Origin of the sequence: Kordiimonas sp., from assembly GCF_048264555.1 — a bacterium.
Classification (GTDB): domain Bacteria; phylum Pseudomonadota; class Alphaproteobacteria; order Sphingomonadales; family Kordiimonadaceae; genus Kordiimonas.
Genome location: NZ_JBLXCX010000001.1, coordinates 772,747 through 788,230 on the forward strand (window position 1 = coordinate 772,747; position 15,484 = coordinate 788,230).

Genomic DNA, 15,484 nt, shown 5'->3' on the forward strand with positions numbered 1-15,484 from the left:
GTAATTTTCGGTGGCAGCCAGACCACCACATGGCCAGTCCACTACATGAGAGGGAGGGGAGCCCATATGTGTATTAAACGTTTTAAGAAGACCTTGATGCTTGGTGTCAGCCTTGGCACCGTTTTTGGTTCAGGTGTAACGTCCGGCGTGCACGCTCAGGAAAGTGAGGACATGTTCTCACTTGAAGAGATCACCATCACCGCTCAGAAGCGTGAACAGTCAGCCCAGGATGTTCCGATCACGCTCAACGCTTTTTCAGGCGATTTTCTGCAAACTGTCGGCGCGGAAGATCTGCGCGATATCTCAACATATACACCGGGGCTTGAGATCAGCGGCGTCACTCAGCCAAGTTTCCGGCTGCGCGGTGTTGAAACGAGCGATTTTGGGGTGGGGACTGACCCGGCCGTTGGTGTGTTCATTGACGGTGTTTATGCCTCCCGCTCGGGTGCTGGCATTATCTTCTTCTCGGATATCGAACGGGTTGAGGTGCTTAAGGGGCCACAGGGCACGCTGTTTGGCCGCAACACGGCGGCGGGCGCTATCTCCGTTATCACCCGCAAGCCGGTGATCGGTGAAACAGAGGCACAGGTAAGGCTCCGCTATGGCCGGTTCGACAAGCAGCAGTTTGACGGCATGCTTAACCTGCCGCTCACCGATACTATCGCCATGCGCGCGAACTTCCTCGTCAACAAGCAGGACGGTTATGTGAAAGACGCGGTGACAGGCGACGATTATGGCCGGGAAGAAAACGTCACCGGTCGACTGCAATTCCGGTGGGAACCGTCCGACCGCACAACCGTCAACCTCGCCTATGAGTTTGACCATACCGAGCAGGATGAAGACGAACCACAGATCGGTGTGTCTGACGGCAGCCTGCGGGCTCCCGTCGGGGCCGAAACGGTGGGTGACCTGCCCGGCCACGGTGATTTTCTGGAGGCTGTTGCGCCGCTCTTTGGGTTGCCTATCACCAAGGATACCCCGCTTGATGTGCTTTATAGCATCCCGCTTGGCGCGATCTATGGCGGTTTTGGCGCGTTTGGTTATACGCCTGCGAACCCAAATGCGGACTGGAGCTTCTTCCGTGATGCCTCAAGCGTGGGTGGGGCAGACCCCTTGGGCCCAATCGCAAGTGATGTGGCAAACGGGGAAGAAAACCGGGATCTGGACGCCTTCACGCTTAACGTCACCCATGATTTTGGCTGGGCAACGCTTACATCGCTGTCTGCGTTCAAAAAATTCACCACCAACAACTTGGAGGAAGAGGACGGTACAGCAGACCCGGCTTTCTATTTTGACACCAACAACGTGGAAGAAAACGAGCATTTCTATCAGGAATTGCGGCTCAATGGTGTCTCCGGTGCGCTGACATGGACCGCGGGCCTCAGCTATTATTGGGAAAACGCCAAACAGCGGTCCGAGACCCATGCAACCACCGATTCGATTGAAACGGTGCTCTATAACCTTGGGGTGACACCGGGCGTATTGGCGGCAAGCTTCAACCCGCTTGACGGCATCAACACCTGTGAAAGCCGGTTTCTTGACAGCCTTGGGGGTTTCATCGGCTTCAACAGCCTGCCGCTCAATTGTATTGATCCAAGCCTGCCGGGCCTCTCCTTGGAAGAAATTGCCAATCTGGGCCTCACCACCATGAGTGGCCGCACATGGACAGAAACCATGTATGGCGAAGGCACTTTCAAGGCCTATGCTGCTTTTGCGGATGTGACCTTTGCGGTAACAGACAGGTTCAACATCAATGCAGGCGCCCGCTACACCAAGGACAAAAAGTCGTGGGAGTGGTTCAATGACCGCCGTGAAATCTCCGGTAGCGCCCGGCTTGATATCCCCGGTGTCGGTAACCTCGCCGATATTCAGCAGCAACTGCTGACAGGTATCTTCCAGGCTTTCGTGGGGCCAACCGCGTCAGGCGATATTGTCTTTGATGTGGGCGGGCTTGAGGGTGTGCCCTTCCGCCGGGATGAAAGCTGGGATAATTTCAGCCCGCGTATCGCACTTGATTACCGCGTGACAGACAACGCTATGCTCTATGCATCTTACGCGCGGGGGTATAAAGCCGGCGGTTTCAACAGTGTTGAGATCAACAGTTATTTCGATAACGAGAAGGTCTGGAACGTTGAAGCGGGCCTCAAGTCCCAGTGGTTTGACAACCGGGTGCGGTTCAACATCGCTGGCTGGAAGTATAAATATAATGACAAACAGTCGATCCGCCTCGTGGAGGTCGATGGCTCAAGCGTACCGCGCTACGTGACCCAAAATCAGGACGTGTCTGGCAAGGGGATCGATCTGGAGCTTCTGTGGGCACCGGTGGCGGGGCTTCGTTTCTTCGCGAATGGTGGGTATCAGGACATCACCTGCGTTGAGAGCTGCGGCAAATCTGCGGAAGGTGATCCAACCGGTGAGCCTTCAACGCGGCTATCGTTCGGTGGGGACTATAGCTTCTCGCTGAGCGATACAGCTGGCTCCATTACTTTCCATGCTGACCACAGTTACACCAGTGCGCGCCGCGAAAACGGCCAGTGCCGGGCGGACGGCGCCTGCGGCACCGTAACCTGGGGCACCACGACATGGGAAACGGGTGAGGCGCGCAACTTCACCAATGCCCGTATCACCTGGGCAAATGCTGATGATGACCTTAGCGTTTCACTGTTCGCGCGCAATATTTTTGCTAACCGCTACCGTGGTGGTGCCGGTGGTCTCGCGATTGAAACCTTTGGTGCGCCAATCACGGGCGTTGAAGAGCCCAGCACCTGGGGCATTGATGTAACCGCACGTTTCTAAGCGGCAGCATCAGAAAAAATTGGCAAGGCCGGGTTTCGCCCGGCCTTTCTTTTTGTGCAGGCGCCTGATAGCAAAGGAAAAGATCAATAGAGCGAGAGCAAACCATGGCGGATCAGGTAAAAGTTGGAATTCTGGGAGTGATGGGCCGGATGGGGCAGGCGGTACTGGCTTCAGTGCAAGCAAACGAAGATGCCATCTTCATTGCGGGCTGTGATCGCCCACGGCACCCTGATGTCGGTCAGCCAATCGCGGGTACCGCCGCCAGGTTGAGCGCGAAGCCGGAACAGGTTTTTGACGTGGCGGATGTGGTGATTGACTTTACCCCGCCGGGTGACACGGCATCGCACGCGAGGTTGGCCGCGCAATACAAAAAAGCATTGGTGGTCGGCACCACCGGGCTTTCAGGTGGGGATGAAAGCGCGCTTATGATCGCGGCGGGGTCAACGCGTATCATGCAGGCGGGCAACTATTCGCAAGGGGTTAACCTCCTGATGGCGCTGGTGCGGGAAGCTGCCAGCAAACTGGGGCCTGAGTGGGATATTGATATCCTTGAGATGCATCACCGGGATAAGGTGGACGCGCCTTCGGGCACCGCCCTTATGCTGGGTGACGCAGCAGCGGAAGGGCGCGGTGCTTCGCTTGACGATTTGCGCACTCCGGCGCGCGAGGGCCTCACCGGCGAACGCGTTGAAGGCAGCATTGGTTTTGCGGCGCTCAGGGGTGGCTCGGTGATTGGTGAGCATGACGTGATATTCGCAAGTGGAAGCGAGCGCATCACCTTATCTCATAAGGCAGAAAACCGGGGTTTGTTTGCTGACGGTGCGGTGCGCGCCGCGCTCTGGCTCAGCGCTCAGCCGAATGGCCGCTACAACATGCAGCATGTGCTCGATCTGAATTAGACATAAACGGGGAATAAGGGAATGGAAGAAGCGTTGATGGCCCTGTGGGCGGGCTTGCCGGTATTCATGGTACATTCGGGCACAAGCCTTTTGATCCTTCTTGTGGGCATTGCGCTTTACATGCGGCTCACCTCCCACGATGAGCTGGCGCTTATTCGTGAGGGGAACGTGGCGGCGGCGCTGTCGCTTGGTGGTGCGATCATCGGCCTTGCCCTGCCGCTCGCTTTTTCGCTCGCGGCATCAGTGTCTATCTGGGATCTGGTGTTCTGGGGCATTATCGCGCTTGCGTTGCAGCTTATTGCCTTCCGGCTTGTGGCCCTCCTGCTGCCCGACCTGTCTGCGCGCATTGAAAAGGGTGACATGGGGGCGGCTGTGCTTCTTGTATCTTTCAAGCTGGCCACAGCGAGCATCAACGCGGCAGCCATCACAGGCTAGGGATAGGCTATCATGCGCCGCCGCCGCGAAATATTCACTTATCTGGTGATCATCGTATTTTTCATCATACGATATGCCAACGTGGATGAGGTTGAGCCTCGCCGTCCCTTGCCGGAAGGCGCGGAGGAAACCCTGCCACCGGTTCTTATTCCTGATGATGGCCCGCTGCCGGATAATGATGATCGTGGTGTTACGGTTGAACTGGATTCAGAAGTCAAAAACGGAGTTGGTACCGCCTTTGCTGCGCGCGCGGACGGTATTTTCATTACCGCGCGCCATGTTGTGGATGGCTGTGGCAAAATATATCTGGTGAAAGGCCCACGCATGCTGGAGCCGGTGGCCTCTGCCACCAGTGAAACCAGCCGGGACTTTGCTGTTCTGCGCGCAAAAAGCCTCAAGCCTCAGGCGTTTGAACTTTCCGTAGATAGCCCAAAACGGGGCGATGATGGCTATATGATGGGCTTCCCACAGGGTAAACCCGCTGATGTGCGCGCCACTGTGATTGGGCGCACGGAGATGCGGTCAACCGGGCGTTACCGCATGCGTGAGCCTGTGGTTGCATGGGTGGAACGTGAGCGGCGCCCCACGTTTGGTGGCTCGCTCGGTGGTATATCCGGTGGCCCGGTATTTAATGGTGAAGGTTATGTGGTGGGCACGGTGGTTGCAGGCGCACCGCGCCGGGGCCGGGTTTACACTACACACCCCAAGGTGTTTGAGGATACGGGCCTCGCTGCACCTGTGGGTGGCACACAGCGCATGCTGATAAAGCGTGAAAACTTTGATGAAAACGGCAGGGCCTACCGGGCAAGCCGGTCTATCGCGCAAGTTTACTGTGAAGCCCCGTAACCGGGGTTTTGTGTTTTTGCCCGCCATGTGGCCAGCGCGTTCTCAAGCGCAATTTTAAACGCGCGGCGCTCGTCCGCCAGAAGACAGTCACCAAAATATACCGACTCCCCGTGCGAGCGCAGATAAAGCTCGTTATCGTCCTCGCCGCGTTCCCGCACCTTCACGCTGACCCAATAGGGCTCAAAGCGCCAGGTAGCAACACGGCCATTTGCGCTGACCCGGGTCAAAATCAGGTCCCTGTCTGTAAGCTGTATGGTTTCAAACGCTTTGGCCGCCCGGTAGTTGAAGAAAAACGCGAGCCAGAGCGCAATAAGGTCAATGCCCACAAATATCACGACTGGCCATGCGCCAATCATGATGAAACGGATCGCTGCAAACACACAAAATGCCGCAAGGATCATGATCATGCGGTTGAAGCTTTTTTTCGGCAGCGAGCGATGCGCATAAAGCGTGGCGTTGAAGTGAACCTTGCGCGCGCTATCACGTGCCGGGTTTGCCGCATTGCTGGAATGGATGCGAAATCTGGTGTCAGAGGTGGCGTGTGGCTCTTTCATGCATACCAGTATATCAGGGCGTGAGGCGTTCGCCTCGTAACAGTTTCGGGAGTTCACCGACCGTGCCGCGTGCGTGGCTCATGAAAAAATTCTTGAGCGGGGTCACTTCATTCACCGCCGCCATGCCAAGATCACGAGCTAGCTTGATCGGGCCGATGTCGTTTGAGAAAAGCCGGTTAAAGCCGTCTGTGATCGCATAAACGGCGGCGTTATCTGTGGTCCGCCACTGTGCGTAATTATCAAGAACCGACGTGGCGCCGATATCAAGGCCAACACGGCGGGCATCCACCAACACCTCAACAAGGGCCGCAACATCCTTGAGCCCCAGGTTCAGGCCCTGGCCCGAGATTGGGTGAATACCGTGGGCCGCGTCGCCAATAAGGGCTAGCCGGTCGGACACATAGCTGTGTGCATACTGAAGACTGATAGGATAGGCCCAGCGCCCCCCCATCACTTTCACCTCACCAAGGAAACCACCAATGCGGCGCGCAACTTCGCTCTCAAACGCGCGGTCTGAGAGGTTCATGATCGTATCCACAAGGTGGCTTTTCTCTGTCCAGACAAGGGAAGAGCGGTTGCCGGTGAGAGGCAGGATGGCGAAGGGCCCTGACGGCAGGAAACGCTCATGCGCGATGCCGCAGTGGCTGTGTTCATGCTCAACCGAGCACACGATGCCGTGCTGCTTATACTCAATATTGCTTGTGGGCAGGTCCGCGTGGCGGCGCACCACAGAGCCGCGCCCGTCAACACCGAGAAGAAGATCCGCCTCAACACGGGTGCCGCTTTCAAGCGTAACACATACCCCGGCTTTGTCGCGGCTGATGCTCGCGACTTTTTCAGGCGTGAGCAGGCGGATGTTGTCAAACTCTTCCAGACGCTTGAAAAGCGCAATGCGGGTGTGGCGGTTCTCGACCATATGGCCCAGCGGGCCATCGCCCAAAGTTTCATTGTCAAAATGAAGGTGCAGAAGGGACGGACCGTCAGAAACCCGGATTTCAAGAATGGGCTGTGCGTAAGGTGCCATATAGGGCCAAACGCCAATAGCCTCCAGAAGTTGGCACGACGCATAAGCGAGAGCGCTCGCGCGGCCGTCATAGCTCACAGCTGTCAGGTCGCCCTTTGGTGCCATATCAATAACCGAGACCTCAAAACCATGGTCTGCAAGGCCAATAGCTGCCGTGAGGCCCGCCATGCCGCCGCCAACGATAACAATCTCGCTTTTTATGGTTTTGGCTTTGTCTGCGCTCATCGCCACTCTCCTTATTGGCTTCATGTAGGCCCGATTGAAGTCTTCTGTAAAGAGACCTGATGCCGCAGGCGAGCGATTATCCGGCATCTATAGCCCTGTAAAATGACTGCCATGAAATCGCCGCTCTTGTCCTAAACCCTTGTTGAGCATTAAAGTGCAGCGAACAGGACAAGAATATGAGCCTCGTCGCCACATTTTGGCACCGGGTTTGAGCCTTCGGGCTTGAGGGAGCAAGAGATCAGTGTCGTCACGCAAACCTGCAAAGGCGGGTACAGCCAGTAAAAAAGCATCCAGGGACAAGGCGCCTTTGCTGCCACCTGCTTTTGTGGTTTTCCTCAAAAGCACCGGCTGGCGCCTGCTCGGGCTTGCCTTGATCGCATTTGCTATCAGTGTTGTGCTCTCGCTTGCGTCCTATAACCCCGCTGACCCCACCATCAATAATGAGGCGACACGGGCCGCCACCAACTGGCTGCGTGCTTATGGTGCCAATGTTTCAGATGTGCTGATGCAGACGCTGGCGCTTGCGGCTTACCTGTTGCCGCTGCCGCTCGCTATCTGGGGTGTGAAGATCCTGCGGCTCAAATGGCTGCCCATGTTCTGGCTTAACCTTACCTTTGTGCCCGTGAGCCTGATCCTGATTGCCATCGCACTTAGCGTGACCGCTCCTTCGCCTGATTTTGTGGTGCAGGCTGGTTATGGCGGGGCGCTTGGGCAGCGGCTTTACCTTATGGTGATTGAGCTGTTCGCCGGGCTTGTGGTACCTGCGTGGGCATTTGGTGTGGTGTTTTTGGTCCTTGGTGTGCCCGCCTATGCGTTCTCCTTTGCGCTCAACCGGGAAGAATGGACGAGTGTTTATCATGCCGTGAAAGCGGCGGTGATGGCGGTGGTGCGTGCGGTCCTTTGGCTGTTACGCACGATTGGTTCAGCGGTTGCGGCCACTTTCAGGCTTATCTTCCGTCGCGGCGCCCGTGAAGGCACGGACGAGTTTGACGACTATGACGACCCGCCGTTTGAGGTGGATGCAGCGCGTGAGCCCATGGCCCCCCGCAAGCCGGTGAAAAAAGCACCGATCCCTGAAAAACGGGTCAAGCCACAAGCGAAACCAAGCCGCGGCAAACGGGAAAGCAAAGAAGCACAAACGGTGCTTGATTTTGGCGATAGCGGCGGCTTTGGCCTGCCCGCGCTTGAGTTGTTGGCCCCGCCGCCACCCCCGGAAAAACTCGGTCGTATCAGTGAAGAATCGCTCGAGCAAAACGCCCGCATGCTGGAAGGTGTACTGGATGACTTCGGTGTGCAGGGTGATATCAACGATGTACGCCCCGGCCCCGTGGTCACGCTTTATGAACTTGAACCGGCGCGCGGCACCAAATCAGCGCGGGTGATTGGCCTTGCGGACGATATCGCGCGCTCCATGAGCGCGATCTCCGCCCGTGTGGCTGTTGTGCCGGGCCGCAACGCTATCGGTATTGAGCTACCGAACAACGACCGCCAAACCGTTTTCCTGCGTGAGCTTTTGGCCAGCCGCGATTATGAAGGCACCAAGGCCCGCCTGCCAGTCGTGCTCGGGAAAGACATTGGCGGCGCGCCCGTGGTGGCTGATCTCGCGTCCATGCCGCACTTGCTGGTGGCAGGTACGACCGGTTCCGGTAAGTCGGTGGGTATCAACACCATGATCCTGTCGCTTCTCTACCGCCACAGCCCTGAGACGCTCAGGCTCATCATGGTGGACCCCAAGATGCTGGAGCTTTCCGTTTATGACGGTATTCCGCACCTGCTGACGCCCGTGGTGACAGAACCCAAAAAAGCGGTTGTTGCGCTCAAGTGGGCGGTGCGGGAGATGGAAGAACGCTACCGCAATATGTCCAAGCTTGGGGTGCGAAACCTCGCGGCTTTCAACAAACGCATTCATGATGCGCGGGAGAGCGGTGAGCGCCTTTCCCGTGAAGTGCAGACCGGCTTTGACAAGGAAACCGGCCAGCCGGTGATGGAGCAGCAGGAGTTTGACTTCCAGCCGCTGCCGTTCATCGTGATCGTGATTGACGAGATGGCAGATCTGATGCTGGTGGCAGGCAAGGATGTGGAAGCCACGGTGCAGCGCCTCGCGCAAATGGCACGGGCGGCGGGTATCCACCTTGTGATGGCGACACAGCGGCCATCGGTGGATGTGATCACCGGGACCATCAAGGCAAACTTCCCGACCCGGATCAGCTTCCAGGTAACCTCAAAGATCGACAGCCGCACCATCCTTGGTGAGCAGGGGGCGGAGCAGCTCCTTGGTATGGGTGACATGCTCTTTATGGCAGGCGGCGGGCGCATCACCCGTGTGCACGGCGCTTTTGTCTCTGACAAGGAAGTTGAGAAGGTTGTGACCCACCTTCAGAAACAGGGCGCGCCAGAATATCTCTCTGAGGTGACAGAAGAACCTGAAGAGGGCTTTGACAGCCCGTTCATCCCAGGTCCATCTGGCGGAGGCGATGATAACAGTCTCTATGATCAGGCGGTGAATATCGTGCTGAGGGACCGGCGGGCGTCAACAAGCTATATCCAGCGCCGCCTGAAGATCGGGTACAACAAGGCCGCATCGCTCATAGAGGAAATGGAAGAACAAGGTGTGATCAGCGCACCAAACCATAAGGGCCAGCGCGAAGTGCTGGTGCCTGAACGGGAAGATGACTTCTAGTCACCCCGTATGATGACAGCAAGGATGATCTGATGCGGTTTCGCATGATGTTTTTAGTAACCTTTGGGCTTCTCGCCCCTGCCGTTTATGCGCAGGACAGCCTGCCGCCGCTTGAAGAACAGACGGTGGCGGAGGACAATAATCTCAAGGCGCTGCGGCAGGTTCAAACCTATATGGATGAGGTGGATAGCCTCACCGCAACCTTCCGCCAGCACGCACCCAACGGCACGGTGGCAACCGGCACCCTTTATCTGGAGCGCCCCGGCCGTATCCGGTTTGACTATGCAGACGACACCCCGTTCCTTGTGGTGGCAGACGGTAAAACCCTGAATTTCATCGACTACGAAATCGGGCAGGTAACCAAATGGCCGGTCAAGGATACCCCGCTTCGTGCGCTTCTTGGCGGCTCAATCGACCTAGCATCCCTGGGCGCGAATATCGAGCTGGAGCCCGCGGGCGCCACGGGTGTCATCGCGCTTATGGCGCAGGATACGGAGCGGCCTGAACTTGGCACCATCACGCTTTATTTCCGCCAGACGGACGGATTTGCAGGTGATATTACGCTCACCTCATGGGCTGTGGTGGACGCGGAAGACCGCGTGACATTCGTGGAACTGTCTGACCAGAGCCAGAATGTGAGCCTTGATGACAAGCTTTGGGAATTTGAAGACCCGCGCGGCATAGCGAAACGGCGGCGGATCCGCTAAAGGCTATGGCTTGAGAAGCGTCAGATTAATGTCCAATGAGGCTTTCACCGCCTCACGCGTGGCGTCCTGAAACTCGCTGATAAAGCTTTCAACCGCCGTGCGACTATACCCGGTCGTGTGAAGGCAGCTTCCCTCGCGGTCAAGGAACTGAAACAGGCCATCTTCAGGCATAATGTGGAACAGGCCCCTGTCTTCGTCGTTCATGCTGTCATAGGTGAAGGGCTTATCCATGCCGCCCGCTTGCCAACCGCGCAGGTTTTCAGATAGCTCAATAAAGGTAATGCTATTGAGAGACAGCTGCTGCGTGCCGAAGGTGAGCGTGACATCCCCTTCAATATTCACAAGCGCGTGATGCCACTTTGTGATCGTAAGCCCGGGTGGATCAAGGTGCACATTTGTGATTGCATACTCAATATCGGATGGCATGGTATCTCCGGATATAGTGATTGTGCCTGAGGGCCTGAACCCACGGCGGTCAGTCTGGTATTTTTAATAGAACTGCACTAAACCAACAAAAAGCAATATAAATTCTGACAGGGTTTCCGGTGGATATTGAAGACGATATTGAAGATATTCTTGATGACCTGCCGAGCCTGAAGGCGGTCTCCCCTTTTCTTGCCCTCGCGGAAAACGTACGCTGGTTTCGTGCTCTTGGTGAAGCGCCCGACCGCCGCACGGTAGAGATCGCGCGCGCTTATGCGGAGGCCCTTGGCTTCCCGGACGCAGAACCCGCTTTCCTGCCCGACTGGGCTGAGGCGGCGGATGCCGCCGAAAACACAGAGATCAACAGCCCGGCGTGGGAGGCTGAAGAGCAGCTTCGTGCTTCCCTGACCGATGATGTACTGGCCTTCATTGATGAAGACACACTCACCATGGTGATGACCCATGTGGCGCAAGGCGTGAGCGAGGCGATTGAAGCGGCGGCGATGGAAACCGCCGAAGAGCTCAGGATTTTTGATGAAGAGTTCCAGCGCGCCACAGCAGGTGCGGCGGTGCAGGCCTGTTATCAGGCGGCGCTTGCTGCCATGACCGGTGCTGAGGAAGATCACCCCTTTGCGCTCCGGTTCCAGCTTTTCGAGCGCGGCCGCTGGCCCATTGGTATTATCGGCAACAGCTTTTTGATTTTCTAGAAACAAGGCTCGCCCCCACCAAGGGCAGGCGAAAACAAACATATAGGGGGCAGCGGCCATGCGGATTATCACTTGGAACATCAACTCAGTGCGGGCGCGGCTCGATATCGTGCGCCAGCTCGTTGAAACCTATAAGCCTGACGTTCTGTGCCTGCAGGAAATCAAGGTGCATACGGATATGTTCCCGCGTGGTTTTTTTGAAGAGATCGGCATGCCGCATCTAGCCATTCATGGCCAGAAGGGTCACCACGGTGTGGCAACGGCGGCCAAGGCCCCCTTTGATGACAGCTTCCATATTGACTGGTGCGCCATGGGTGATGCCCGGCATATTGCCATCAAGCTCAAGGAAGGCCCAACGCTGCATAACTTTTATGTGCCTGCGGGCGGTGACGAGCCAGACCCCGCGCTGAATGATAAGTTTGCCCACAAGCTCAAGTTCGTGGAAGAGATGACCGCCTGGTCAAAAGAGCTGAAGGAACCCAGCATCTTGGTTGGTGACCTCAATATCGCGCCGTATGAGGACGATGTGTGGGACCACAAGAAGCTTCTTAAGGTGGTTTCGCACACCCCGGTCGAGACCGACGGTATGCTCGCCATGATGGCGGCCCATGACTGGGTGGATGTAATGCGCATTTTCAAACCGGTGCCGGAAAAGCTTTACAGCTGGTGGTCATACCGGGCGCGGGACTGGTCGCTTGCTGACAAAGGCCGCAGGCTTGACCATGTGTGGGTCAGCCCCAGCCTGAAGGACGCACCTGTGCATATGGAAGTGCTGCGCGATGCACGGGGCTGGGAAAAACCATCTGACCATGCCCCCGTGTTGGTTGATTTTAAGTTCTAGCGCGAGCGGGACATATGCCCACCGGGTATCATATCGAGCGAATGACCGCGGCAGACGTGCAAACCGCCATAAACTGGGCGGCCCACGAGGGCTGGAACCCGGGTGTGGATGACGCAGCCTGTTTTTTCAGCGCTGACCAGAATGGGTTTTTCAAAGGTGTGCTGAACGGTGAGACCGTCGCAACCGGCAGCGCGGTTTGTTATGACGATACCTACGCCTTTTGCGGGCTTTATATCGTGGCGCCCGAGCATCGGGGCAGCGGGTATGGGCTCGCGCTCACAAAAGCACGGCTCGAATACTGCAGGGGCCGCAATGTGGGCATCGACGGCGTGCTTGAGAATGTGAAAATCTATGAGCGCATCGGCTATGAAGCTTTCTATGAAAACTGCCGTTTTGAAGGTTTGGCAAAAGCCAGGGGCAAGGTTTCCTCTCATGTGCGCGCGATCACCCATGATGATTTTGATGCAGTCCGTCACTATGACCGGCAATGTTTCCCTGCCTATCGGGACGCTTTCCTGAAAGCATGGCTCGGGCAGGCACAGGCGCGCGCGGTGCTCTATGAAGAGGACGGCAGGGTCATGGGCTATGCGGTGCGCCGCAAGTGCTTAAACGGCCATAAGGTCGGCCCTCTGTCTGCTGATACTGCCGATATTGCAGCGCAACTTTTTGATGCCCTTCAAGGCGATATTGAAGGTGAGCTTATCATCCTCGATACGCCTGAAAATAACAGGGATGCTGTGCGGCTCGCCGAGCGGCGGGGCATGAAAAAGGTATTTGCCACGGCGCGCATGTACCAAAAAGGCCTGCCGGATATTGCAGCAGGCCAGATATTTGGCATCACGTCGTTTGAACTTGGGTAGGCGTTAAGCCCCCAGGCCCTGCAGGCTATAACCACCCGGTTCAGTGATCAGGATACGGGCCATATTGGGTTGTGGCTCGATCTTCTGCCTCAGGCGATACACATGGGTTTCAAGCGTGTGTGTGGTGACGCCTGAGTTATACCCCCACACCTCTGTCAGCAGCTCCTCGCGACCAACCGGCTTGCCGCTCGCGCGGTACAGATATTTGAGGATGGCGGTTTCTTTTTCGGTCAGGCGAACCTTCTTTCCGCTGTCTTTTTCTTCCAGAATTTTGCCGGAGGGACGAAACTGATATGGGCCAATGTCAAACGTGGCGTCTTCGCTTTGTTCATACTGGCGGAAATGCGCCCGGATGCGCGCGAGCAACACGGTAAAGCTGAAGGGCTTGTTGATATAGTCGTTGGCGCCAGCGTCTAGCCCCAGCACTGTGTCTGCGTCAGAGACATTGCCGGTCAACATCAGGATCGGCACAGTGATACCGTTTTTACGGATGCGTTTGCAAAGCTCGCGCCCGTCCATATCCGGCAGGCCAACATCCAAAATAATCATGTCCACCTGATTGTCCTTGAGGAAGGTCAGGGTATCAGCGGCGGTGCCTTGCTCAACGGTTGAGAACTCGTCGCAGAGCGCGAGTTGCTCGGCCAGCCCTTCACGCAAATCAACGTCGTCATCAACGAGCAGCAGTTTCCTCACAGCCATATGGTCCTCCGGGACAGTAGTAGAAAATTATTTCATAGTATGCTTCAACCACCCCTATATAAGAAGAGGAAAGCTATTCTGTCATCACGCACACTCACATTTGATTGATCAAAATGCGAGCGGGCCTAAAAACCAGTACTGACTTTATAGAACTTTCCCCTATATGAGGGTGCATGGCTGAAACCACTGATACATTGTTGATGCTTGAGCGTGCGGCGGATGACCTGCGCCGTGGCTGTCCCGCCGTGGTGAAAGACGGCGCGGATGCACTTGTGCTTTTGCCGGCGGAGCTCGCGAACACACCTTCGCTCAAGCGCTTTGATGCTATCGCTGTGGGCAGCTTTGTTTTGCTGACCAACAACCGCGCGGCCACGCTCAAGGTGGCGGGGGAAGATTGGGCTGTGGTGCGTCTCGCGCGCCCTTCATGGATGAGCGCGGACGATATCGTCGCCCTTGCCGACCCGACCCTTGATCTTTCAACCCCCCTTAAAGGCCCCTTCAAGCGGCTGGAGCACCGGGATGAAGCCGTAGACCGTGCGGCCATCAAGCTGACAAAATGGGCGCGGCTCCTGCCCGCTGTTGTGGCGGCTGAGGTTGAAAGTGGTTTTGCGGCAGCGCATGGCCTTTTTGAGGTCGATGCGGGCGCGGTGCTGGACGCTGACCTCACCCAAGCCCGGATGCTGAAGCAGGTGGCGTCCGCGCGCGTGCCGCTTGCGGGTGCTGAGAACACACGTCTTGTCTCCTTCCGGCCACTTGCAGGAGGGGTGGAGCATATCGCCATCGTGATTGGTGAGCCCAACACCCATGACCCGGTGTTAATGCGTATCCATAGCGAGTGTTTTACGGGCGACCTCTTGGGTTCCCTCAAGTGCGACTGTGGCGAACAGCTTCGCGGTGCCATCAAGCTGATAGGGGATGCGGGCGGCGGTGTGCTCCTATACCTCGCGCAGGAGGGGCGCGGCATTGGCCTTATCTCAAAGTTGAAGGCCTATGCGCTTCAGGATCAGGGCTATGACACGGTAGACGCCAACACCCGGCTTGGTTTTGATGTGGATGAGCGGGTGTTTGCACCCGCCGCCGAGATGCTCAAACAGCTTGGGTTCAAGGCGGTGCGCTTGATGACCAATAACCCCAACAAGGTTGAGGGGCTGGAGCGTTTTGGCATCCGCGTGGCAGAGCGTGTGGCCCATGCGTTTGAAGCCAATCCGCATAACGAGAATTACCTCGCCACCAAAAAAGCCCGTACGGGGCACCTTCTATAGCCATGGCTGTGTGGTCTGTCAGTGCAAGCGAAGAGGACGGCCGCAAGGGCACGCTCACCGGTCCCTTGTTTGAGGCTCCCTGTGCGCTTGGCCGGGGCGGCATGGTGGCAGACAGCAGCAAACGCGAGGGTGACGGCGCCACCCCCATCGGCAGTTACCCGTTCCGCTACGCTTTTTACCGGCCTGATAAGGTGGAAGAACCCTTGTCCATGCTGCCGGTGAAGATGTTAAAGCCGGATTTTGGCTGGTGCGATGACACCGAGAGCCCACATTATAACAAACTGGTCCGCCTGCCCTTCGGCCCGTCACACGAGAAGATGTGGCGCGACGATGATGTGTATGACCTCATTGTTGTGATCGGCCACAATGATGACCCGGTGGTGCCAGGGCGGGGCAGTGCTATTTTCATGCATGTGGCGCGCCTAGGTTTCACCCCAACAGAGGGCTGTGTTGCGCTCAAGCTAGATGCGCTCAAACGCTTCCTGCGGCTTGTTGGGCCGGACGATGTGCTGAGATTAGGTTAATC

At 56.9% G+C, this 15,484-nt stretch carries 15 protein-coding genes; 11 read left to right on the forward strand and 4 right to left on the reverse strand.

Features of this window, described 5'->3' with window-relative positions; translation table 11 throughout:
* The first annotated feature begins 66 nt into the window (after nt 1-66).
* The 4 genes from ACN0XZ_RS03715 to ACN0XZ_RS03730 all read left to right on the forward strand — a co-directional run bounded on the left by ACN0XZ_RS03715 (nt 67) and on the right by ACN0XZ_RS03730 (nt 4,976).
* On the forward strand, nt 67-2,796 hold the full coding sequence (locus ACN0XZ_RS03715; RefSeq protein ID WP_417456365.1) for a TonB-dependent receptor: 2,730 nt from the start codon (nt 67-69) through the stop codon (nt 2,794-2,796).
* A gap of 104 nt (nt 2,797-2,900) precedes the next feature.
* A complete protein-coding gene (gene dapB / locus ACN0XZ_RS03720) occupies nt 2,901-3,695 on the forward strand; it encodes a 4-hydroxy-tetrahydrodipicolinate reductase (protein ID WP_417456366.1) in 795 nt (264 codons plus the stop codon).
* 21 nt (nt 3,696-3,716) lie between these two features.
* Nucleotides 3,717-4,130 carry a DUF350 domain-containing protein gene (locus ACN0XZ_RS03725; RefSeq protein ID WP_417456367.1) on the forward strand — a complete coding sequence of 138 codons (414 nt, stop codon included), beginning with the start codon at nt 3,717-3,719 and terminating at the stop codon, nt 4,128-4,130.
* Between the two features lie 12 nt (nt 4,131-4,142).
* Nucleotides 4,143-4,976 (forward strand): trypsin-like peptidase domain-containing protein, encoded by an 834-nt coding sequence (locus ACN0XZ_RS03730; RefSeq protein ID WP_417456368.1) that lies wholly within the window; start codon nt 4,143-4,145, stop codon nt 4,974-4,976.
* Here the strand turns inward: ACN0XZ_RS03730 and ACN0XZ_RS03735 are convergent.
* Both ACN0XZ_RS03735 and ACN0XZ_RS03740 read right to left on the reverse strand, forming a co-directional pair.
* The gene (locus ACN0XZ_RS03735; protein WP_417456369.1) at nt 4,958-5,530 is read right to left on the reverse strand and encodes a DUF2244 domain-containing protein; all 573 of its coding nucleotides are present in this window, start codon (nt 5,528-5,530) and stop codon (nt 4,958-4,960) included. The genes ACN0XZ_RS03730 and ACN0XZ_RS03735 overlap by 19 nt on opposite strands.
* 13 nt (nt 5,531-5,543) lie before the next feature.
* Nucleotides 5,544-6,779: a UbiH/UbiF/VisC/COQ6 family ubiquinone biosynthesis hydroxylase gene (locus ACN0XZ_RS03740; RefSeq protein WP_417456370.1), complete on the reverse strand. Its 1,236-nt coding sequence runs from the start codon at nt 6,777-6,779 to the stop codon at nt 5,544-5,546.
* 310 nt (nt 6,780-7,089) lie between these two features.
* Here ACN0XZ_RS03740 and ACN0XZ_RS03745 point away from each other — a divergent pair, with 310 nt between their 5' ends.
* Together ACN0XZ_RS03745 and ACN0XZ_RS03750 are read left to right on the forward strand one after the other, a co-directional pair.
* Nucleotides 7,090-9,459 carry a DNA translocase FtsK 4TM domain-containing protein gene (locus ACN0XZ_RS03745; protein WP_417456648.1) on the forward strand — a complete coding sequence of 790 codons (2,370 nt, stop codon included), beginning with the start codon at nt 7,090-7,092 and terminating at the stop codon, nt 9,457-9,459.
* A 32-nt stretch (nt 9,460-9,491) separates the two neighbouring features.
* A complete protein-coding gene (locus ACN0XZ_RS03750) occupies nt 9,492-10,166 on the forward strand; it encodes a LolA family protein (RefSeq protein WP_417456371.1) in 675 nt (224 codons plus the stop codon).
* A gap of 3 nt (nt 10,167-10,169) precedes the next feature.
* Here the strand turns inward: ACN0XZ_RS03750 and ACN0XZ_RS03755 are convergent, their stop codons facing one another.
* A complete protein-coding gene (locus tag ACN0XZ_RS03755) occupies nt 10,170-10,592 on the reverse strand; it encodes a hypothetical protein (RefSeq protein WP_417456372.1) in 423 nt (140 codons plus the stop codon).
* Between the two features lie 119 nt (nt 10,593-10,711).
* Between ACN0XZ_RS03755 and ACN0XZ_RS03760 the strand changes: the two genes are divergently transcribed.
* Genes ACN0XZ_RS03760 through ACN0XZ_RS03770 form a run of 3 tightly spaced genes read left to right on the forward strand, consistent with a single transcriptional unit; the run spans nt 10,712 to nt 12,997 of the window.
* Complete coding sequence (locus tag ACN0XZ_RS03760; RefSeq protein WP_417456373.1) at nt 10,712-11,296, forward strand: hypothetical protein; 585 nt, start codon at nt 10,712-10,714, stop codon at nt 11,294-11,296.
* Between the two features lie 58 nt (nt 11,297-11,354).
* Nucleotides 11,355-12,137: an exodeoxyribonuclease III gene (gene xth, locus ACN0XZ_RS03765; protein WP_417456374.1), complete on the forward strand. Its 783-nt coding sequence runs from the start codon at nt 11,355-11,357 to the stop codon at nt 12,135-12,137.
* A 14-nt stretch (nt 12,138-12,151) separates the two neighbouring features.
* Complete coding sequence (locus ACN0XZ_RS03770; RefSeq protein ID WP_417456375.1) at nt 12,152-12,997, forward strand: GNAT family N-acetyltransferase; 846 nt, start codon at nt 12,152-12,154, stop codon at nt 12,995-12,997.
* 3 nt (nt 12,998-13,000) lie between these two features.
* On the opposite strand, the gene ACN0XZ_RS03775 is transcribed toward ACN0XZ_RS03770, so the two are convergent.
* A complete protein-coding gene (locus tag ACN0XZ_RS03775; protein ID WP_417456376.1) occupies nt 13,001-13,696 on the reverse strand; it encodes a response regulator transcription factor in 696 nt (231 codons plus the stop codon).
* 173 nt (nt 13,697-13,869) lie between these two features.
* On the opposite strand from ACN0XZ_RS03775, the gene ribA reads away from it, so the two are divergent.
* Nucleotides 13,870-14,958, forward strand: coding sequence for a GTP cyclohydrolase II (gene ribA / locus ACN0XZ_RS03780; protein WP_417456377.1), 1,089 nt, complete (start codon nt 13,870-13,872; stop codon nt 14,956-14,958).
* A 2-nt stretch (nt 14,959-14,960) separates the two neighbouring features.
* Nucleotides 14,961-15,482: a L,D-transpeptidase family protein gene (locus ACN0XZ_RS03785; RefSeq protein ID WP_417456378.1), complete on the forward strand. Its 522-nt coding sequence runs from the start codon at nt 14,961-14,963 to the stop codon at nt 15,480-15,482.
* The last annotated feature ends 2 nt before the right edge of the window (nt 15,483-15,484 follow it).